The sequence below is a fragment of the Achromobacter seleniivolatilans genome (assembly GCF_030864005.1).
Lineage (GTDB): Bacteria > Pseudomonadota > Gammaproteobacteria > Burkholderiales > Burkholderiaceae_B > Achromobacter > Achromobacter seleniivolatilans.
Map to the genome: position 1 here is coordinate 5,405,411 of NZ_CP132976.1, position 18,637 is coordinate 5,424,047.

An 18,637-nucleotide genomic window follows, 5' to 3' on the forward strand; every position below is an offset into this window, starting at 1 on the left:
ACGGCTCGCGTGCTTGGATCAAGGGATTGCACTACCGGACAAAAAAAAGCCACCTTGCGGTGGCTTTCGTGTTCAGGCTGCGGTGTCGTTGATTACACCCCGATCGGGCCTCCATCGGCGCGCTGAATCACCACGGTGGACGAACGTGCGCGCACGGTGCCGGTCGTGGCGACGGTTGCGTCATCCGTGCCGTAAGCCGGCCAGTTCACCGGGTGCTGAATGTTCAGGAAGATGCTGGTGTAGTCCGGCGTGACGGCAAATCCCGTGATTTCGGCTTCGTTGGGGCCAACGAAGAAGCGGCGCAGGTCGGCCTGGTTGGACGCGTTGATGACGGGGCCGGTACCGGTGCTGTCAGCAATCGCGCCAGGGATCACGGCCAGCATCTGGTCGTTGGTTGCGCGAGCTACGTCGTTGTTGCGGCCGCTATCGATGCCGTTGTCCGTCTGGATCCACAAGATGCCGCGGGCATCGAATCCCAGGCCGTCGGGGCTGGCCAGCTGGTTCAGTGCGGTCAGGCCTGAGCGGTTGGTGTCGGCGTCGGCGCCTGCGTTGGAACCGAACACAAAGATGTCCCACTTGAACTTGGCCGTGCCAGCATCATCGTGCCAGCGGATGATGTGGCCGTTGACGTTATTCAAGCGCGGGTTCGGCGGGTTGGTGCCGCGGCCGGCATTGCGGCTGGTGTTGTTCGTCAGCGTCAGGTAGATGTCGCCGTTGGTCGGGTGCGTGGCCGTCCATTCGGGGCGGTCCATCGGCGTGGCGCCCACGAAGTCAGCGGCGCCGCGCGTGTTGATCAGGATGTTGTCCAGCGTGCCGAATTCATCGGTCAGGGTGCGGCCGCCAGCGCCGACGGTGGACCCAATCAATGCCAGCCATTCGCCCGAGCCATCGGCGTTGAAGCGCGCGACGTACAACGTGCCCTTGTCCAGATACTTGGCGCCCACGGCCAGGCGGTCGGTGCGCTCGGCATCTTTCGGGTCCCATACCGCTTCGGAGACAAAGCGGTAGATATATTCAAAGCGCGAATCGTCGCCGCTGTAGAAGGCCAGGGGTTTGCCGGCTTCGGGCTTGCTGTAGGCGCAACCTTCGTGCGCAAAACGGCCCATCGCCGTGCGTTTGGTGGCAATGCTGCTGGGGTCGAAGGGATCGATCTCGACCAGATAGCCGAAGCCGTTGGCTTCATTGCGCCAGTCTTGTGTCGCGTCGACACCGGTTTCCGTGATGTTGAAGCGTGCGAATTCGCCCAATACTTCCGACGGATCGTTTGCGGCGGTTTCCCAGCCGTAGCGCCCGGCTGCGGCGCCGATGCCAACGCGCAGTTGATGCGCGGGCTGCACACCGGTGTTCACAAAGCAGGCCGCCCAGTTTTCTTCGGCGGTGATGTAGGTGCCCCACGGCGTGTAGCCGTTGCCGCAGTTATTGTTGGTGCCGCGCACTTGCGTGCCATTGGGCGAGAACGGGGTCTTGACCCAGTCCGTGCCGCCCACGGGGCCGGCCAGCTTCATGGCAGTCGCCGACGTGAAGCGGCGGTTGAAGCGCGAGTTGTGAACGATGTTCCAACGGCCGTTTTCGCGGCGCACGTGCACGATGGCGACGCCGTGGGCGTTGATTTCCTTGCGAACTTCTTCGACGGGGCGCTTGCCAGCCACGGTCGTCGCGCCAGACGGATGCAGCGTTCGTTGGTCGATGTACTCGTGGTTGATCGCCAGCAATCCTTCGGTGGAGCTGCCTTCGATCGGGAAGAAGTGCATGCCGTCATGATGCATGCCCATGGAGTTGAGCAGGTCGCTGGACGTGTTGTTGCCGTTTTGATTCCAGGCTTGCGCGTTGTCGTTGAGCGGCGTGCCCCACGGCGCGAACACATGGGCGACATAGCCATCAGGAACGACACAGCCGTCGGTCATCGAATTGGGCAGCGAATTGAATCCCAGCTTGACCGGCGCAGGCGGTTGCACAACCGGGGGTTCGGTGGGGGCGGGCGGCTGCGTGCCGCCATCGATGACGTCGTCGTCATCATCGCTGCTATTACAGCCGGCCAGACCCAAGGTGGACATCGTCGCGAATGCCGCGGCCAGGCCGCCGCGCATGACCATGCGGCGCGACATGTTCTTTTCGAGAATTTCGCTAAACGGGCTGTTCTGGCTGGGATTGCGGACGGCTTTGTCCGTGATGCTCTTGCTCATTTGAACTCCTGGCGTTGGGCTATGCCTGATGGGACGAGCAATGCTAGAAGTTCGAAATGAAAGGTTAATGACAACAGACTGAAAGATTTCCGGGCGTGGCAGAAATGATAAAGCTGACGCCGTGAGCGCGGCGTCAGCTTTAGGGATGAGGGTTGCCGCGGCTTTTTACTTCGCGGCTACCAGCGGGCATCCGCCTGCGGCAAGCGGCCGGAATGCGTTGTCGCCAGGAATCGTGCGCAGGATCTTGTAGTAGTCCCAGCGCGCCTTGGATTCAGACGGCTTTTTCACTTCGACCAGATACATGTCGTGGATCAGGCGTCCGTCTTCGCGCAGATAGGCGTTGCGCGCAAACATGTCGTCGATCTTCATGCCGCGAATCTGCTTCATCACCGCGTCGCCTTCCAGCTTGCCGCTTTCCTGCACGCCCTTCAGGAAGGTCAGCACGGATGAGTACACGCCCGCTTGCGCCATGGTGGGAACGCGGCCCTTCATCCGTTCGGCGTAACGCTTGGTCCAGTCGCGTGTGCGGTCGTCCATGTCCCAATAAAAGCCGGTGGTGAGAATCAGGCCTTGCGCCTGATCCAGTCCCACGCCGTCCACATCGGTGATGAACATGAGCAGGCCGGCCAGTTTCTGCCCGCCTTTAATCAGCCCGAATTCATTGGCCTGTTTGATCGCCATGGTGGTGTCGCCGGACGAGTTGGCCAGTGCAACGATCTCCGCCTTGGACGCTTGCGCCTGCAACAGGAACGACGAAAAATCGTTCGATGCGCGCGGGTGTTTGACGGCGCCCAAGACCTGTCCGCCCGCTTGTTTCACGGCATTTTCCGTGTCGGCTTGCAGGGCGTGGCCGAATGCGTAGTCGGCCGTCAGGAAATACCACTTTTTGATGCCGGACTCGGTCAGCGCGCGGCCCGTGCCATTGGCCAGCGCGTAGGTGTCGTAGGTCCATTGCGCGGTGGATGCCGAGCAGGCTTTGCCGGTCAGGTCCGAGGTGCCCGCAGTCGAAGCCAGAAAAGCGATGTTGGCCGTGCGCGTGATCTCTTGCACCGCCAGCGCGACGGACGAGGTGGGCACGTCCACAATCGCTTTTACGTTGTCCTGATCGATCCAGCGGCGCGCGGTGGCGGAGCCGATGTCTGCCTTGTTCTGGTGGTCGCTGGTAATGACTTCGATCTTGCGGCCCAACACCGTGGGCCCGAAATCTTCCACGGCCATGCGGGCGGCTTCTACCGATCCCTGGCCCGACAAGTCAGCATTCATGCCGGACAGGTCTGTCAGCACGCCAATGCGTATGGGTTTGTCGGACTGCGCGTGCGCGGCCGGCAAGGTGAAAGCCCCAGCGACAAGCAGGGCGGTTAGCAGGTGGTTCATTGTCATTCCTCCAAGATGTTGTGCCCGCTCTAAGGCGGATCTGAACGGCAAGGGCAGCCGCGCATAACGGCGCCCGATTGGGGCTACGGCGACTGCGACGGCAACTACGGATTGATGGGGTGCGCCCGCGCAGTGGCAGGCGTCTGGCTGGCGGTGGGGGGGGACAGCAGGTGGCACAACAGAAACTGATCGGTCTGCGCGTGCGCGTGGCGGCTGGCGTCAAATTGCGCATCGATGGCGCGCTTGGTCAGCCTCGTTGCCAAGGCAGGGCAGGCGGCGGCTTCGCGGGCTAGCGCCAGCGCGGCCTGCACCACGGCACCTTCGGGCGCAACGATATCTGCGACGCCCCATTGTTCTGCGGTGTCTGCATCCAATTTGAAATCGGTGAAGAGCGCCCGTTTTGCGCGCGCGGGGCCGGCAAGGCTGGCCAGGCGCGGCAGGCCGCCCCATGCCAGCGGCAGACCCAGCCGGACTTCGGGCAGGCGCAAGAAGGCATTTGCGCCCAAGGCGCGCCAATCGCAGGCCAGCGCCAGCACGGCGCCGCCGCCCACGGCCGCGCCTTCAATAGCGGCAATGGTGACTTGGGGTAATTCGCTCCAGGCGCGGCACAGCGCTTCACCGCGAGCCAGCGCGCGTTGCGTTGCCAGCGGGTCATCGTGCGCCCACAGCGCCGGGTCTTTCAGATCAATGCCCGCGCTGAATATGGCGGGCGTGCCGGTCAGCACCACGGCCCGTATCTGGTCGTCTTCCGCCAACTGACTGGCCGCGTCGATCAATGCATCCATTGCCGCCAGGTTCAAGGCATTGGCCTTGCCGCCCCGGTCATAACGCACCACGGCAACTGTGCCGTGGCGTTCGATTGAAACCATGCTCATCGTTGTCCTTTTCTTGCGGAGCCCTGGCCGAAGCGGCCGCATCGGAATGTGGTGTGGTCGGGCCCGATTCGTGGATATACTACCAAGTATGTTGCAAAAATCGCAAGGCGCGCGCCGGCGTATCTAGGGCAGCCAGCGGGGGCGTGCGGGTAAGTCCGTATCCCGCAAGCCTGGATAGCGGCAGAGAAGTCATGAAAAATAAAGCGAAATAACAAACCGAGGAGACGCTAGATGAACGACGAGGCACGGGGCGCTGTCCCTGACCGCCAGGCATGCGTGTTGCGCTATTTGCTGGAAGCTCAGGCAAAAAAGATACCCAACAGAATCTTTGTCCGTTTCCATAAAGGTCCCTCTTGGACTTACGCGCAGACGCTGGCACAGGTACGCCGGCGTGCTGCCACGCTGCGGCAAGAGGGCGTGAAGCAGGGCGATCGCGTGCTGTGCTGGATGGGCAACGGCCCCGAGCTGCTGGCCAACTGGTTTGCCATCAACTATCTGGGCGCCGTGTATGTGCCGCTGAATACCGGCCTGCGGGGCAGGCCGCTGGAACATGTGCTGGAAAACGCGCAGGCATCGCTCATGCTGGCGCACCGGGCGTTGACGGGCCGCTTGCAGGGTCTGGCGCCAGGCGCCTTGAAGCGAATCTTGCTGACCGGAGAAGGCGAGGCCCCGTCGGCGCTGCCTGCGGGGGTGTCGTTTGCGGCGCTGGCCGATACGTCGAGTGAACCGGCGGCCGACCTGCTCGCCACCGACGCGCCGATTGAGCCTTGGGATACCCAATCCATCATGTACACGTCGGGCACCACGGGCTTGTCCAAGGGCGTGGTCACGTCATACGTGCAGCTCTACACCATGGGGCCCGATGCGTTTGACTGCATCACGCCCGAAGACCGCTGCATGATCGCGGGGCCAATATTCCATTGCGGCAGCACGCTGTACGTGTACGCCATGCTGGCCTACGGCGGCTCGATCGCCATGGTGCCGGAGTTCCGCACCGCCGAGTTCTGGGATGCCATCCGCGAAACCGAAAGCACGGTGGTGCTGTTGCTGGGCGTGATGGCCAATTTCCTGCTCAAGCAGCCGCCGTCGCCGCGTGATCTTGAGCATCCCTTGCGCAAGGTATTCATCGTGCCCTTCGGCGAAGATGCCCCCGCGTTCAAGACCCGCTTCGGTGTGGACCTGTACACGGTCTACAACATGACCGAGATCGCCAGCCCCCTGAGCGCGGGGCCTGGCCTGACCGAGGCGGGGCGCTGCGGCAAACCCCGGCCGTGGTTCGAACTACGGGTGGGGGATGCGCAGGACCGCGCTTTGCCCGACGGTGAGGTCGGTGAATTATTGATTCGCTCGCATCGCCCGTGGGCGCTGTTTTCGGGCTACTACCGCAATCCGGAGGCGACGGCGGCGTCCATGCGCAACGGTTGGTTCCACACGGGCGATGCGTTCCGGCGCGATGGCGACGGCACGTTCTTCTTCGTGGATCGCTTGAAAGACGTGATACGCCGCCGTGGCGAGAACATCTCGTCATTCGAGCTGGAAGGCGAGATCTGCGCACACCCGGCCGTGCGCGAGGCGGTGGCCGTGGCGGTGCCCAGCGAGCATGGTGAGGACGAAGTGCTGACCGTGGTCACGCTGGTGGAAGAAGCCGCGCTTGCGCCCGAGGCGTTGATTGCCTGGCTGGCCGAGCGGGTGCCGCACTACATGGTGCCGAGGTACGTCAGAGTGGTGTTGGAGCTGCCCAAGACCGCCAGCGGCAAGCTGCAAAAGCATGTGTTGCGGACCGAGGGCCTGGCAGAAGGCACATGGGACCGCGACGCTGCGGGTATACGTCTGCGCCGCGAACGGCTGGGCTGACGGTGACGCCCTGGCCCCAAGCGCCCGTGCCGTCAGGCGCGGGTGCCCAGGCCGGCGATGATGGTGTGCACGACCTTGGACGCCAGGATTTCGCGGTCGTCGCGGGTTTCGCCCAGCCGGGGCCGATACCAGACAGCAAGCCAGTTGATGGCGCCCAACGCGGCCTTGATGGCCACGGACACATCATCGATGGCCAGCGAGCCGTCTTCCACGCCTTCATACGCCACGCGCTTGAACAGCGCTTCGAAGTCATCGCGGATGGTCATCAGTTCGGCCAGCGTCTGGCGCTGCGCGGGCGTGGTCGCGCCCAGCCTGTGCATGTGCACGCCCTGGACCACAACGGTCTCGAACGCCAGGTTCTCCATCATCGACAGCGCGTGATGCTTGAGCATCAGTGCGAGGCGCTGGGCGGCCGGACCCTTCTCTTTCATGACGGGGCGCACGGCTTCGAAGTTGCGCCGCATGCCCTCGCGGTGCACATCAAAGAACAGGTCGGTCTTGGAGCGGTAATAGTGATAGACGCGGCCTTTGGTAGCGCCAAGGCGGCGTGCCACGTCGTCGATGCTGGATGCGTGGAAACCTTGCTCCATGAAGCACTCAGCCGCCGCGGTCAGCAGTTCAATATTCCCCATGCCGTCATCGCGCGCAGCCGTCACCGTAGGTTCCCCCTTCATGCGTCTTTCTCCATTTTTCCATCGCAGCAAAGCGCCAGTTTAGCCAATTACCAATGCAGACAACGTCTGCGCGAGCGTGCGTCCGTCGGATAGTTCAGGCCATTCACGACCTGTACAAACCGCAAAACCGAAGTTTATACTACTTGGTATGTTGTGGCGTCCAAGAACGGTTTTCTTCCCCCCCCGCCGCCACTCAACCTGACAACGACGCCCCTATCCATGACTCCAGACGCTCTACGCGCTATGCCCAGTCCGCAATCCCTGGCCGATCAGGTCTCGCAGGAAATCGGTGTGTCGGCATGGACCACGATTTCGCAGGCGCAGGTGGACCTCTTCGCGGACGCCACCGATGACCATCAATTCATTCATGTCGATCCTGAGCGCGCCCTGCGGGAAAGCGCCTTCGGCGGACCCATCGCGCATGGCTTTCTGTCGCTGTCCTTGTTGACCGCTCTGAGCCAGGACGTCCTGCCCACGTTCGAAGGCGCCATCGGCATCAACTACGGTTTCGACAAAGTCCGGTTTCTGACGCCCGTGCCCGTGGGCGCGAAAGTGCGCGGCCGCTTTGTCCTAAGCGAGTTCACGCCGCGCAATGCGCGTGAATTCACCACCCGCTATGCAGTAACCGTCGAGATTGAGGGCGCGGCGCGGCCCGCACTGGTTGCCGACTGGATCACTATGACCATTCTTCAAGGATCAGCAACATGAGCATTCGCTTCGATGAACGCGTCGCCATTGTGACCGGCGCAGGCCAGGGCCTGGGCAGAAGTCACGCCTTGCAGCTTGCCGCGCGCGGTTGCCGGGTCGTGGTGAACGACTTTGGCGGCGCGCAGGCCGTTGTGGATGAGATCGTTGCCGCCGGTGGGCAGGCCATCGCAAATGACGCCAATGTGTGCGATGGCGCACAGGTGGATGCGATGGCTGCACAGGCAATGGACGCCTGGGGCCGCGTGGATATTCTGATCAACAACGCTGGCATCCTGCGCGACAAAACCTTCGCCAAGATGAGCGCGGGCGATTTCAACGCTGTCGTGGACGTGCATCTGCTGGGGTCCGCGAATTGCGCGCGGGCGGTGTGGCCCATCATGCGCGAGCAGCGTTACGGCCGCATTCTGATGACCACGTCCACGTCGGGCATGTACGGCAACTTCGGTCAGTCGAACTACGGCGCGGCGAAGGCGGGCGTGATCGGCCTGATGAACGTGCTGCATCTGGAAGGCCAGCGCAACGGCATTCACGTGAATGCGCTCGTGCCCACGGCCGCAACCCGGATGACGGCGGAGATGTTCGACGCCTATGCGTTGCGTGCGTTGGACCCGGCGTATGTCACCCCTGCCGCGTTGTTCCTGGTGCATGAAGCAGCCCCCAGCCGCACCGCCTTGCTGGCTGGCGCGGGCACCTATGCGCGCCTGGCCATCGTCGAAAGTGAAGGCGTGTATTTTCCGGAAGGCGAGCGCACGCCCGAGAGCATTGCGAAGCACTTTGACGAGATCGCCAGCCTGGACAACTTTATCGAACCCGGAGAAGGACTCGCGCATGTGGCCCGCATCCTGAAACGCGCACAGGAGGCCGCATGACTGCGTCTGCCAATGCACCGCGCGCGGCTCCAACCACGCGGGGCGATTATCCCCGTCTGTTGCCGATGACGACCCGGCTGCGCGATACCGACGTCTACGGCCACATGAATAACGTCGTCTACAACGAGTATTTCGATACCGCGGTCAATCAGACCTTGATTGAACTTGGCGTGCTGGACCTGCGGGCAAGCGACGTGATCGGTCTGGTGGTGCATAGCCAGACTTCCTATTTTCGCCCGGTCGCGTTTCCGGACACGGTTGTTGTAGGCGTAAGGGTGGGGCGTTTGGGGCGCACCAGCGTCACCTATGAATACGCGTTGTTCCGGGGCGATGACGACAGCGCTGCCGCACAAGGCAGTTTCACGCATGCCTACGTAGACCGCGCAAGCAATCAACCGGTTGAGTTGCCGCAGGCGCTGCGCGGCGCGCTGGAACCGTTGCTGCGAGCCAGCGCGAACTGATCGCGACCCCCTTGCATGCCCCGGAGCCGTAGAGCCCGGGCAAGCCATTCAAGCGCATCCCACGAGGAGACATCATGCGCATCAAAGCCGCCATGTTGCGGGCATCAGGCGCCGCTGCGCCCTACGCGCAGTCCCGTCCGTTGGAAATTACCGAGATCGACTTGCGGGCGCCGGGGTATGGCGAAGTCACGGTGCGGATCAAAGCCGCCGGGCTGTGCCATTCCGATCTGTCGGTCATCAATGGCGACCGCCAGCGGCCGCTGCCCATGGTGTTGGGCCATGAGGCCGCAGGCGTGGTCGAGGCGTTGGGCGAGGGCGTGCGGGATCTGGCCGTGGGGGATCACGTTGTCATGGTCTTTGTGCCCAGTTGCGGCTGCTGCCTGCCGTGCGCGGGCGGCAGACCCGCCTTGTGCGAACCAGGTGCGGCGGCGAACGGCGCGGGAACTTTGTTGCGGGGTGATCGCAGGCTGTATTTGGGCGCCCACGCCGTTAATCATCACTTGGGGGTATCCGCCTTTGCGGAGTGCGCCACGGTGTCTCGTGAATCTTGCGTCAAGGTGGACCCGTCGCTGTCGTTCGAGCATGCCGCATTGTTCGGTTGTGCTGTGCTGACGGGCATGGGCGCAGTGGTCAACACCGCGCGCGTGCCGCCTGGAGCGTCTGTCGCGGTGGTGGGTCTGGGCGGTGTGGGGCTGTGTTCGGTCATGGGCGCACAGGTGTCGGGCGCGCGCCAGATCGTGGCTGTGGATTTATCGGATGACAAATTGCGCACGGCGCGCGAACTCGGTGCCACGCATTGCGTCAACGCTTCCGATCCTGACGCGGTGGAGCAAATCCGCGCATTGACTCAGGGCGGCGCCGAGTTTGTGTTTGAACTTGCGGGGTCTATTCCGGCACTGGAACTGGCCTACAAGGCGACGGCGCGGGGCGGTATGACGGTGACGGGCGGCTTGCCGCCGCCTGACCGGCACCTGTCGCTGCAAGCCGTGAATCTGGTGGCCGAAGAACGCACCTTGAAGGGGTCATACATCGGCACCTGCGTGCCCAAGCGCGACATTCCCAACTTTGTCTCGCTCTTCCAGTCCGGCCGCCTGCCGGTCGATAAATTGCTGACGCACCGGCTCGCGCTGGACGAGATCAATACCGGCTTTGACCGTTTGCGTGACGGGTCCGCCATTCGTCAGGTCGTGCTGTTCTGAAACCTGATCAGGAGCGATTGTGATCGACCACACCCTGCCTCGTGTCACGTACTCGAACATCCATACCGATTTCTCTGCGGTGCATGACTTGCTGGATCAGCGCTTGCCCGACTTTGAGTCGCGCATGCTGGGTCAGGATTTCAGCCATCGTTTTGAAGGTCGGCCAGTTGCTGGCGAAGTGCTGCAAGAGGTTTATTCGCCCATCGACCACTGGCTGATGGTGGGACGCTTTCCCAGCGCAGACGGGGACGTGATCGAACAGGCCGTAAGCTGCGCGCGCCGCACGCAGCCCGCCTGGGCCGCGCAAGGCTGGGCGCAGCGCATTACCGTGTTGCGCCGGTTGGCCATGGTGCTGTCTGAGCGCAAGTACGACTTTGCGATGGCGGCCGTGATCGAGATCGGCAAGTCGCGTCTGGAAGCGCTGGGCGAGGCAGAGGAATCAGTGGATCTGATCCGCTACTACTGCGATCAGGCCGAACGCAGTGACGGCTACCGCCAGCCCTTGGCGCGCGCCTTCGACAATGAAAGCACGCATGACGTTCTGCGGCCCTATGGCGTATTTGCGGTAATCGCGCCCTTCAATTTTCCGCTGGCGCTATCCGTGAACATGGTCTGCGCGGCGCTGCTGGCGGGCAATACCGTCGTGTATAAACCGTCGCCCCGCGCATCTCTGACAGGTGCTTTGCTGCTGAATGCCTGCGACGCGGCCGGGGTGCCAGCAGGCGGCGTCAACGGCGTGTTTGGCGGTGCGCAAACGGGCGCCGCATTGATGCGGCATTCCGGCATCGATGGTTACGCGTTTACTGGCAGCCATGAAGTTGGCATGGACTTGCTTCAGAGCGTGGCAGCGGGCCGTCACGCCCGCCCGGTCATTGCCGAAATGGGCGGCAAGAACCCGGCCTACATTGCTGCCAGCGCAGAGGTGGGTGTGGCGGTTCAAGGCGTGTTGCGGTCGGCGTTTGGCTTGCAAGGGCAGAAATGTTCGGCGGGCTCGAAAGTCTATGCACACGTCTCGGTTCACGACGAGGTTGTCGAGCGCCTGCGTGTGGCAGCAGAGTCCCTTAATGTGGGCGATCCACGTGACCGCCGCGTCTTCATGGGGCCGCTGATTGACGAAGCCGCATGGCGGCGCTACCGCACAGCATGTGAAGAGGCTGGTGCGGACGGGCGGCTTGTTTCGGGTGGCGGCCGGCTGAACGCGGGCGAACTTGCCTATGGCTATTACGTGCAGCCGGCCATCGCAACGGGTCTGCCGCCCAATCACAGACTGAACCGCAAAGAACTATTTCTACCTTTCGTCAGCGTGCAGCCGTTCACCAGTTTGCAAGCCGCAATCGACGATGGCAATGCCATCGACTATGGCCTGACGGCGGGTTGCTATGCGCAGGACCCAGATGAGATCGATCTGTTTCTGAATCGCGCCGAAGCGGGCGCGCTGTATGTGAATCGGGCCAGCGGCGCGACCACCGGCGCCTGGCCGGGCATCCAGACATTCTGTGGCTGGAAAGGGTCGGGGCTGACCGGAAAAGGCGGTCTGGGGCCGTACTACGTCACGCAATTCGCACGAGAACAAAGCCACACCATCTGGCATCGCTAAGGCACAAGGAATCAACATGAGAGAAGCCGTTATCGTTTCTACCGCCCGCACGCCGATAGGCCGGGCGTATCGTGGCGCATTCAACGACACCACCGCGCCCACGCTGGGCGGTCACGCGATTTCGCACGCGGTGGCACGCGCGGGGTTGACCCCGGGCGAGGTAGAAGACGTCATCCTGGGCGCTGCCTTGCAGCAAGGCACCACACACATGAACGTGGCGCGGCAGGCGGCCTTGCGCGCGGGATTGCCAGCGCAGGTTGCCGCCATGACCTTGGATCGCCAATGCGCGTCCGGGCTGATGGCGATTGCGACTGCGGCGCGGCAGGTCACGCAGGAAGGCATGGATATTGTGGTGGCAGGCGGGCTGGAATCCATTTCGCTGGTGCAGAACAGCAGCATGAATCGGAATCGCTGGTTCGACGCTGATCTGATGCGCGAACAGCCTGAAATCTTCATGAGCATGCTGGAAACCGCCGAGATCGTGGCTGATCGCTATGGCGTCTCGCGCGCCGCGCAAGATGCGTATGCGCTGCGGTCGCAACAGCGCACGGCGGCGGCCCAGGCGAGAGGGGCATTCAACGACGAGATCGTGCCGATCACCGTGGTCATGCAGCACACGGACCGCGCAACGGGCGAGACCTCGGCAAAGACGGTGACGCTGGACCGCGATGAGGGCAATCGGCCCGACACGTCGTTGGATAGCCTGGCGCGGTTGCAACCGGTCTTCAAGGATGGGCAGCGCCTGGCGCTGGGCCAGCACATCACTGCAGGCAACTCTTCACAGTTGTCGGACGGCGCATCGGCCTGCGTCATCATGGAGGCAGAGCAGGCGCGGCGGCGCGGTCTGACGCCTTTAGGCGTGTACCGCGGCATGGCCGTGGCCGGTTGCGGACCCGAAGAAATGGGCATCGGCCCCATTCACGCGGTGCCGCGGCTGCTGGCGCGTCACGGGCTTGCGGTCGGTGATATCGGCCTTTGGGAACTGAATGAAGCGTTCGCGTGCCAGGTGCTGGTTTGCCGCGATCAACTCGGCATACCGGAAGATCGCTTGAACGTGAACGGCGGAGCCATTTCGATTGGCCACCCTTATGGGATGTCTGGCGCCCGCATGGCAGGGCACGCTTTGATCGAAGGCCGCCGGCGCGGCGTGCGCTATGCCGTCGTCACGATGTGCGTGGGCGGTGGCATGGGCGCGGCCGGGCTATTCGAAATCACGGCCTAGGCGCCGCTATTTCGCAGTGTTCTCATCATCAATGGTCAGGCCGCCGCTCTTCATGATGCCTTGGGCGATCTCTTCGGCGGATTTGCCGGCAAAGCCATGCTCGCCGGCAGTGATGCGAAAGCTGTCGCCTTCCAACGGGCTCATCACCGTGGCGGATGACAGCAGCACGCCGTTTGAGCGCAGCTGCACGCGTTTACCGATGCGTTCGCGGGTGAAGTCGGCCAAGGCTTTGCGGCTGTCGGGCTGTAGTTCAATGTCCACGACGCGGGCCGAAGTGGCCGCGTCGCTGCTTGCGGTTGCGCTCGCAGCATGTAGCGTAATGCTTTCGGCGTAAGCGGCCAGCGGCAGCATCAAGGTGATGGCGGCTGTGCAGACTAGGCGCTTCATTGACGGCATGCGGATCTCCTTCAGGTAGGGCGACAACTCCATCCTACCCGATGCGCAGACGGCCCCTGGGGGAAATCGGGGCCTGACTCATCAAGGCTGCCCAGGCGGGCGCACGCCCAAGGCGCGCATCCAGGGCATGTCAGGCAGACCTTGTATCGGCGGCATGCCGGGCAAGGGCAAGCCGGCGGGATTGCGTGCGGCGTCTTGCAGCGCCGTGGCCCATTCGCGCGGGTCCATCGGCTCGCCCATGCGTACGCGCAGATCCAGCAAGTCCAGGGTGGCTCGATGGTGGCCGGCCTCGGCAGCCTCGCGGAACAGGCGTTCGGCTACGTTGTAGTTCTTGGGTACGCCGCGGCCCATGCCGGTCAGTTCGCCCAAATAGGTTTGCGCGGGGGCAAAACCCTGGTCGGCGGCGCGCTGATACCAGCGGGCCGCGGCCTTGTAGTCCTGTTCGACGTGCTCGCCGTTCTCGGCGATCAGGCCCAGCGTGGTCATGGCGACCACGTCTCCGGCTTTGGCGCGCGCTTGTAATGCGCTCAGGCGCGGCTCGTCCAGATACTGCGCGCCGCGTTCAATCTCGTATTCCCACGCGCTCATGCGGGCCCGGATCAAATCGCGGCCCAAGGTGGGCGACGGTCCGCGGCCGGCTTGGGCGGCTTGGCCGCTGGCGGCAGCGCCCGGCACGGCGGGCGTCTGCGCGTCGGCCAGCGTGGTGAACGTCACGGTGCCGACCAGGCTGCTCGCGTAGTGCGGGACCTGGCGGTGGGCCGTGGCAACCTGCACGTCGCCCGTTAGTTGCTTGAAAAAATTCTCGACCGGCGCGGTTGCGGGCAGGGCGTCCAGTCCTTGCGCAAAGTAAAAGGCGTAAGGGCTGTGGCGCGGGCCGTCCTTGCCAAAGCCGTCTTCGGCCGTGGCGCCGGGCTGCGTGGAAAAGGCGATGAGTTCGCCGCCAGCCGGCACGGTATGAATCAAGCCGGGCGAGGCCGCGCCCCGGGTCAGGTTGGTGCGGCAGGCGTCCAGCACCAGCAGGCGCGCGCGGATATTGGCGCGGCGCAATGCCTGCGATACACGGCGCAGGCTGAGTGAACTTTGCTGCGCGGTGCGGATGCGGACCTCGCCCAGCGGTACGGCCAGTTCGACGCCGAACAGGTAGTTCACGTCATCCACCGCCACGGCATGGCCAGCGAAGTACACCATCGCCAGCTCTGCGTTTGTGGCGCGCGTGGCGAATTCGTCGACCGCGTTTTCCATTTGCGGCGTCGTCAGGTCCGTCAGCAGCGTGACGTCGAAATTGCGCTTGCGCAAGGTTTCGGCGATCAGGCGGGCATCGTTGACCGGGTTGACCAAGGCATTGGCCGGCACGGCGTAGCGGGCGTTGCCAATGACCAGTGCATGACGCCGCTTGGCCGGAACCGGCGTGGACGCGGGATTGGCGCGGGCCGTCAATGAATTGACGCCGAGCAGGCCGGCGCCGAGCAGGGCGGTCAGCAATTGCCGGCGTTTGGTGACCAGGGTGGGTGTGCGTGCCATGGGGTTCAGGGTGCGGGGCAGACGCCGGCATCGGCTGGGGACGATGACAAGACGCCAAGTGCGGAGGCGGCGTCGTGCAGCGAAGATTCACGCGCAGCAGCCAGTATGAAGCGGCCATCTGCGTCCGGTCCCGACACCAGGGTCACGGCATATTGGGACAAGGTGTTGCGCAATTGCCGGGCGGTGAGGTTGTCCGGAAGATCCACCACCAGACGCGGGCAGGAACCGCCGCCACGCGTCAACACGCCATCGGACACCAGTATTTCGCGGGGGGCTTGCAGCACCACAACCACGGACAGCATGATGGCCAGCGCCCAGCCCAGCGGCATCAACGGGCTGGCGGGCGTGGGCCATAGCCATTGACCAAAGCGGCGCCAGGCGGACTGGGGCGCCGGGGCGGCGGGTCGAGGTTCGGCCAGCGCGCGCAAAAAGGCGCTGTCGCGATCGGCCTGGCCGATTTCGTTATGCGCCATCTGGCGCGCCTGGGCCAAGGTGCGCCATTCTTCGACTTCGGCTTGCAGCGCCGGGTCGCGGGCCAGGTCGGCTTCGAACGCGCGGCGTTCGGCATCGTCCTGCTCACCTGACAGGTAAGAAAGCACTCGGTCTTCAGACATGGTTAGTCCATTCCTTTGCGCGTGCAGTCGGCCACGAGCTTGCGTGCGGCATGCAGGCGGCTCTTGACGGTGGGCACGTGCAGATCCTGCCGCTTGGCTATTTCATCCATCGGCAGGTCGTCCAGATACAGGAACATGGTGTCCCGCAGGGTGTCGCTCAGCTTGTTCAGGCAGTCGCGCATGCGCTTGACCAGCGACAGATGCTCGTAGGCACGGGCAGGGTCCGCGAATGGGGAGGGATCACCCAGGTCCGCGCTCTCGTCGAAGGCGCTGTCCCCCTGCTGCCCTTCATCGTCGGGATCGGTCCATTGCACTTCGTGCCGCGTACGGCGGTGCCATTGAATCAGCTCGTGCAGCGATCCGCGGTACAGGTAGCCGCCCAGCTTGCTGACCGCCAGTTCATGCGCCGCCCAGCCGTCTGCGGGCTGGCCGTGCTGAAAGCCTTCATCGCGAAACGTGCGCGCTTGCAGGAACTTCATCAAGGCGTTGTTGAAGGCGTCGATGACGCCTTCGGGCGAGGTGTTGAAGAATTTCTTGCGCAGTTTCAGCGTGATGTGCTGTTCCGCCTTGTTGCGGAAATCCAGCGCATAGCGGGGATCGGCATGCATGATGCGCAGCAACCCATCAACGTTGTTGATGATGTAGCGCTTGGGATCGAGCGTGTTCATGGTTCAGATTCTTGTTGTCGAACTGGACGCAGAACGTCAGCCCATCGGCGTAAAAGTGCCGCAGCCCTCGTGGGTGAGGGCTGCGGCACCTTAGCCGCGGGCAGGCGGAAAATCAAGCGCGGCGGCGCAGGGCGGCAACCCCACGCACGGCAAAGCACACGGCCAGTACAAGCGACAGATAGAAGCCGAAGCCAAAGCTCAGGCTGTTCCAGATGGTGGACGCAATGTCCCCGGCCATGTTGCGGCTGGCGCGCGAGCCGCCCATGAAACCGGACAGCTGGCGGCTGGCATTCATCAATTCACGCACTTCGGACAGCACGCCGGCGAGCGTGATGCCCCACAGCGCCACCGGCAGGAAATAGGCCAGCTTGGCGCCACGGTGGGACAGGAAGGAAGGCAGCAGCGGACCGAACACGGCCAGCAGCCAGAGCAGGGCATAGATGCCGGCGCCCGCGCCTTCGCCCGACATGGCGCCCTGCACGTCACCGCCGTTCAGCAGGCGCAGCAGATCGTAAAAGCTGAGGCTGGCATGGGACCCCATCATGCGGACGGTGATCACTGAAAACACGGTGGTGGCCAGCAGAAACAGCAAAGCGCCGATGGCGTCGCCACGGTTGACGCGGCGGGCGGCGATGGCGGCCCAGCGGCCGCCATGGGTCTTGGCCAGCGTCAAAACGTCGCGCAGCTCTTTTCCTTGCATGGTCTTTCCTTTTCGGTGGCCCTGAGTCGTCAGGGCGGGGTGGGCAAGCGGATGCCTGTATGGATCGCTATGCGTGAGCGCCCAAAAGGTTCGATTTATTTTTCTGAAAAATTTTTCGAACCTTTTTCAGCCCGGGGCGTAGCGATGGGCAAGGACGCGGATTTCACCGCTGCCATCCACCCCTGAGAATCCGAACATGACCACGCTTACTCCGCTCGCCGCCCTGTACCAACACGTTGTTCAAGAAGAAATGGGCCTGGTGGCCCGTGTTGATGAAGACGGCGACGTGCTGTTCCGTCATCCTGACCTGGGCACCATGTTCTTCAGCCTGAGCGAGACGGACCCGGAATTCTTGCGCCTCGTCTACCCGAACTTTGCGGACGCGGCCGACCTGGGTCTGACCCGCGCCGAATTGCTGGAAGTCGTCAACGGCGTCAATCACCGTTGCAAGGCCGTGAAGTTGAGCGTTCAGCAGGGCCGCGACGGTTCGGTGGGCCGGGTGTCGGCTGCCATTGAGAGCTTTGTGGCCGGACAAGACACGCTGCCCAGCGAAGCGCTGCTGCGCGCGATTGTGACGCGTTGCGTGTCTGCCATCCGCCACAGCGCCGGTCAGGTATTGAAGGATGCTGGCGTGCTCAAGCAAGACGACGCTGACCGCGCCAACTGAGGTTGGCATGGCGCAATTGAAACAAAGGTATCGCCCAGTTGTAACTCTGCGATACATTGCAGGGTTTTGACGGAATGACTGCCTTGCCGTCCCATGGATCGCCTGCCAGCCATAGGTTGTGGGCGGCCTCTGAGTCTTCCGCCCTGACTATGACTTCTTTGCGCCCGCTTTTCTTTCGTTTGTTGACCGCGCTGCTCCTTTTAGGGGCATTAAGCGCGTGCGCGGTCAAAACCAATTCACGGGGCGGCTACACCTACGGGGTGGACACCGCTGCGTTGTTCGGCACCGAGATCGGCCAGTTCCCATTGCAAAGCGGTGGCGAAGGCACGCTGCGCCGCGAGGGGACGAAGTACTCCGTCAAACTGTCGGGTAATCAGCGGGTGATTCCGTTGGCCAATGTGGACTCGGCGCGGATTGCGCGCACCGAAAATATCGGTACGCGCACCGTGGTTGTGATCGAGACTCAACGTCGCAATTGTGACTACCGCTATACCGTGCTGGCAATCGAGGGGTCCGAGGTGCTGTCCTGGGACCTGGGCAATTGCCGCGATCGCCCCGCCGTGCTGGTGCAAGATGACCGCAGCGCGCTGACGTTCAACTTCCCGAAGGGCTCCCGCATCGAGCGGTTCGTCTACACGCAGGATGGCCGCATGCGCCGAGGCGATACGCAGGCTGTGGCGGGTATGAACCCCCGCGCCAAACCCTTTGCCGACGAATCGCTGTATCCGCCCGGTTATCAGGAAGCCTTGCGCGAGCATGGCGTTTATCCGCCGCCCGCCGCGGCCGTGGCTCCTGCGGGTAAGGGCCGGTCTGCCAAGCCGGCCAAACCCGGCAAACCAGCGAGCTCGCCTGAGACTGCCGCACGGCCGGCTCCAGCCGACAACCGGGCAACAGGCCGCGTCGTGCCGCCGCCGCCGCAACGTGTGCCCGATGGCGCAGCGCCTACGGCAGCCTCTGGCAGCACGCCCCGCGCAGGCAATGCCTCGCGGGTGCCAGCCAAGCTGGATCTGCCTGATGAAGAAATTACTTCGACCCGGCTCGACCTGAGAGATTGA

Annotated in this window: 18 protein-coding genes; 9 read left to right on the top strand and 9 right to left on the bottom strand. The window is 63.5% G+C overall.

Going from position 1 to position 18,637, the window contains the following annotated elements; translation table 11 throughout:
• Positions 1-92: 92 nt before the first annotated feature.
• The 3 genes from RAS12_RS24495 to RAS12_RS24505 all read right to left on the bottom strand — a co-directional run bounded on the left by RAS12_RS24495 (position 93) and on the right by RAS12_RS24505 (position 4,432).
• On the bottom strand, positions 93-2,183 hold the full coding sequence (locus RAS12_RS24495; RefSeq protein WP_306942250.1) for a PhoX family protein: 2,091 nt from the start codon (positions 2,181-2,183) through the stop codon (positions 93-95).
• Positions 2,184-2,348: 165 nt separating this feature from the next.
• Positions 2,349-3,557, bottom strand: coding sequence for an ABC transporter substrate-binding protein (locus RAS12_RS24500; RefSeq protein WP_306942252.1), 1,209 nt, complete (start codon positions 3,555-3,557; stop codon positions 2,349-2,351).
• 104 nt (positions 3,558-3,661) lie between these two features.
• Positions 3,662-4,432 (bottom strand): enoyl-CoA hydratase/isomerase family protein, encoded by a 771-nt coding sequence (locus tag RAS12_RS24505; RefSeq protein WP_306942254.1) that lies wholly within the window; start codon positions 4,430-4,432, stop codon positions 3,662-3,664.
• 231 nt (positions 4,433-4,663) lie between these two features.
• Here RAS12_RS24505 and RAS12_RS24510 point away from each other — a divergent pair, with 231 nt between their 5' ends.
• Positions 4,664-6,286, top strand: coding sequence for an AMP-binding protein (locus tag RAS12_RS24510; RefSeq protein ID WP_306942255.1), 1,623 nt, complete (start codon positions 4,664-4,666; stop codon positions 6,284-6,286).
• 32 nt (positions 6,287-6,318) lie between these two features.
• Here the strand turns inward: RAS12_RS24510 and RAS12_RS24515 are convergent, their stop codons facing one another.
• A complete protein-coding gene (locus tag RAS12_RS24515; protein ID WP_306942257.1) occupies positions 6,319-6,960 on the bottom strand; it encodes a TetR/AcrR family transcriptional regulator in 642 nt (213 codons plus the stop codon).
• A 219-nt stretch (positions 6,961-7,179) separates the two neighbouring features.
• On the opposite strand from RAS12_RS24515, the gene RAS12_RS24520 reads away from it, so the two are divergent.
• From RAS12_RS24520 to RAS12_RS24545, 6 genes are all read left to right on the top strand, one after another.
• Positions 7,180-7,668 (top strand): MaoC family dehydratase, encoded by a 489-nt coding sequence (locus tag RAS12_RS24520; RefSeq protein ID WP_306942259.1) that lies wholly within the window; start codon positions 7,180-7,182, stop codon positions 7,666-7,668.
• Positions 7,665-8,537, top strand: coding sequence for an SDR family NAD(P)-dependent oxidoreductase (locus tag RAS12_RS24525; protein ID WP_306942261.1), 873 nt, complete (start codon positions 7,665-7,667; stop codon positions 8,535-8,537). The genes RAS12_RS24520 and RAS12_RS24525 overlap by 4 nt, the downstream gene beginning before the upstream one ends.
• Positions 8,534-8,998 carry an acyl-CoA thioesterase gene (locus RAS12_RS24530; RefSeq protein ID WP_371321219.1) on the top strand — a complete coding sequence of 155 codons (465 nt, stop codon included), beginning with the start codon at positions 8,534-8,536 and terminating at the stop codon, positions 8,996-8,998. Before RAS12_RS24525 ends, RAS12_RS24530 begins: the two co-directional genes overlap by 4 nt.
• Positions 8,999-9,072: 74 nt before the next feature.
• Positions 9,073-10,197 (top strand): zinc-dependent alcohol dehydrogenase family protein, encoded by a 1,125-nt coding sequence (locus RAS12_RS24535; RefSeq protein ID WP_306942262.1) that lies wholly within the window; start codon positions 9,073-9,075, stop codon positions 10,195-10,197.
• Between the two features lie 19 nt (positions 10,198-10,216).
• Positions 10,217-11,794, top strand: a complete 1,578-nt coding sequence (locus tag RAS12_RS24540) for an aldehyde dehydrogenase family protein (RefSeq protein WP_306942264.1) — start codon at positions 10,217-10,219, stop codon at positions 11,792-11,794.
• A gap of 16 nt (positions 11,795-11,810) precedes the next feature.
• A complete protein-coding gene (locus RAS12_RS24545; protein WP_306942266.1) occupies positions 11,811-13,016 on the top strand; it encodes an acetyl-CoA C-acyltransferase in 1,206 nt (401 codons plus the stop codon).
• Between the two features lie 6 nt (positions 13,017-13,022).
• Here RAS12_RS24545 and RAS12_RS24550 read toward each other — a convergent pair whose 3' ends face one another.
• The 5 genes from RAS12_RS24550 to RAS12_RS24570 all read right to left on the bottom strand — a co-directional run bounded on the left by RAS12_RS24550 (position 13,023) and on the right by RAS12_RS24570 (position 16,915).
• Positions 13,023-13,412: a SecDF P1 head subdomain-containing protein gene (locus RAS12_RS24550; RefSeq protein WP_306942267.1), complete on the bottom strand. Its 390-nt coding sequence runs from the start codon at positions 13,410-13,412 to the stop codon at positions 13,023-13,025.
• Between the two features lie 81 nt (positions 13,413-13,493).
• Positions 13,494-14,933 (bottom strand): caspase family protein, encoded by a 1,440-nt coding sequence (locus RAS12_RS24555; RefSeq protein WP_306942269.1) that lies wholly within the window; start codon positions 14,931-14,933, stop codon positions 13,494-13,496.
• Positions 14,934-14,938: 5 nt separating this feature from the next.
• On the bottom strand, positions 14,939-15,547 hold the full coding sequence (locus RAS12_RS24560; RefSeq protein WP_306942271.1) for an anti-sigma factor: 609 nt from the start codon (positions 15,545-15,547) through the stop codon (positions 14,939-14,941).
• A 2-nt stretch (positions 15,548-15,549) separates the two neighbouring features.
• Complete coding sequence (locus RAS12_RS24565; RefSeq protein WP_306942273.1) at positions 15,550-16,215, bottom strand: RNA polymerase sigma factor; 666 nt, start codon at positions 16,213-16,215, stop codon at positions 15,550-15,552.
• A gap of 112 nt (positions 16,216-16,327) precedes the next feature.
• Complete coding sequence (locus tag RAS12_RS24570; protein ID WP_306942275.1) at positions 16,328-16,915, bottom strand: hypothetical protein; 588 nt, start codon at positions 16,913-16,915, stop codon at positions 16,328-16,330.
• 196 nt (positions 16,916-17,111) lie between these two features.
• Here RAS12_RS24570 and RAS12_RS24575 point away from each other — a divergent pair, with 196 nt between their 5' ends.
• A complete protein-coding gene (locus RAS12_RS24575; protein WP_306942276.1) occupies positions 17,112-17,582 on the top strand; it encodes a hypothetical protein in 471 nt (156 codons plus the stop codon).
• A 149-nt stretch (positions 17,583-17,731) separates the two neighbouring features.
• Positions 17,732-18,637 carry a hypothetical protein gene (locus RAS12_RS24580; RefSeq protein WP_306942277.1) on the top strand — a complete coding sequence of 302 codons (906 nt, stop codon included), beginning with the start codon at positions 17,732-17,734 and terminating at the stop codon, positions 18,635-18,637.

Excerpts from the sequence above, each read along its gene's own strand:
- RAS12_RS24505 (WP_306942254.1), bottom strand. The coding sequence starts at position 4,432 with ATGAGCATGGTTTCAATCGAACGCCACGGCACAGTTGCCGTGGTGCGT.
- RAS12_RS24535 (WP_306942262.1), top strand. The coding sequence starts at position 9,073 with ATGCGCATCAAAGCCGCCATGTTGCGGGCATCAGGCGCCGCTGCGCCC.
- RAS12_RS24530 (WP_371321219.1), top strand. The coding sequence starts at position 8,534 with ATGACTGCGTCTGCCAATGCACCGCGCGCGGCTCCAACCACGCGGGGC.
- RAS12_RS24510 (WP_306942255.1), top strand. The coding sequence starts at position 4,664 with ATGAACGACGAGGCACGGGGCGCTGTCCCTGACCGCCAGGCATGCGTG.
- RAS12_RS24515 (WP_306942257.1), bottom strand. The coding sequence starts at position 6,960 with ATGAAGGGGGAACCTACGGTGACGGCTGCGCGCGATGACGGCATGGGG.
- RAS12_RS24560 (WP_306942271.1), bottom strand. The coding sequence starts at position 15,547 with ATGTCTGAAGACCGAGTGCTTTCTTACCTGTCAGGTGAGCAGGACGAT.
- RAS12_RS24555 (WP_306942269.1), bottom strand. The coding sequence starts at position 14,933 with ATGGCACGCACACCCACCCTGGTCACCAAACGCCGGCAATTGCTGACC.
- RAS12_RS24565 (WP_306942273.1), bottom strand. The coding sequence starts at position 16,215 with ATGAACACGCTCGATCCCAAGCGCTACATCATCAACAACGTTGATGGG.
- RAS12_RS24545 (WP_306942266.1), top strand. The coding sequence starts at position 11,811 with ATGAGAGAAGCCGTTATCGTTTCTACCGCCCGCACGCCGATAGGCCGG.
- RAS12_RS24520 (WP_306942259.1), top strand. The coding sequence starts at position 7,180 with ATGACTCCAGACGCTCTACGCGCTATGCCCAGTCCGCAATCCCTGGCC.
- RAS12_RS24525 (WP_306942261.1), top strand. The coding sequence starts at position 7,665 with ATGAGCATTCGCTTCGATGAACGCGTCGCCATTGTGACCGGCGCAGGC.
- RAS12_RS24570 (WP_306942275.1), bottom strand. The coding sequence starts at position 16,915 with ATGCAAGGAAAAGAGCTGCGCGACGTTTTGACGCTGGCCAAGACCCAT.
- RAS12_RS24580 (WP_306942277.1), top strand. The coding sequence starts at position 17,732 with ATGACTTCTTTGCGCCCGCTTTTCTTTCGTTTGTTGACCGCGCTGCTC.
- RAS12_RS24495 (WP_306942250.1), bottom strand. The coding sequence starts at position 2,183 with ATGAGCAAGAGCATCACGGACAAAGCCGTCCGCAATCCCAGCCAGAAC.
- RAS12_RS24575 (WP_306942276.1), top strand. The coding sequence starts at position 17,112 with ATGACCACGCTTACTCCGCTCGCCGCCCTGTACCAACACGTTGTTCAA.
- RAS12_RS24550 (WP_306942267.1), bottom strand. The coding sequence starts at position 13,412 with ATGCCGTCAATGAAGCGCCTAGTCTGCACAGCCGCCATCACCTTGATG.
- RAS12_RS24500 (WP_306942252.1), bottom strand. The coding sequence starts at position 3,557 with ATGAACCACCTGCTAACCGCCCTGCTTGTCGCTGGGGCTTTCACCTTG.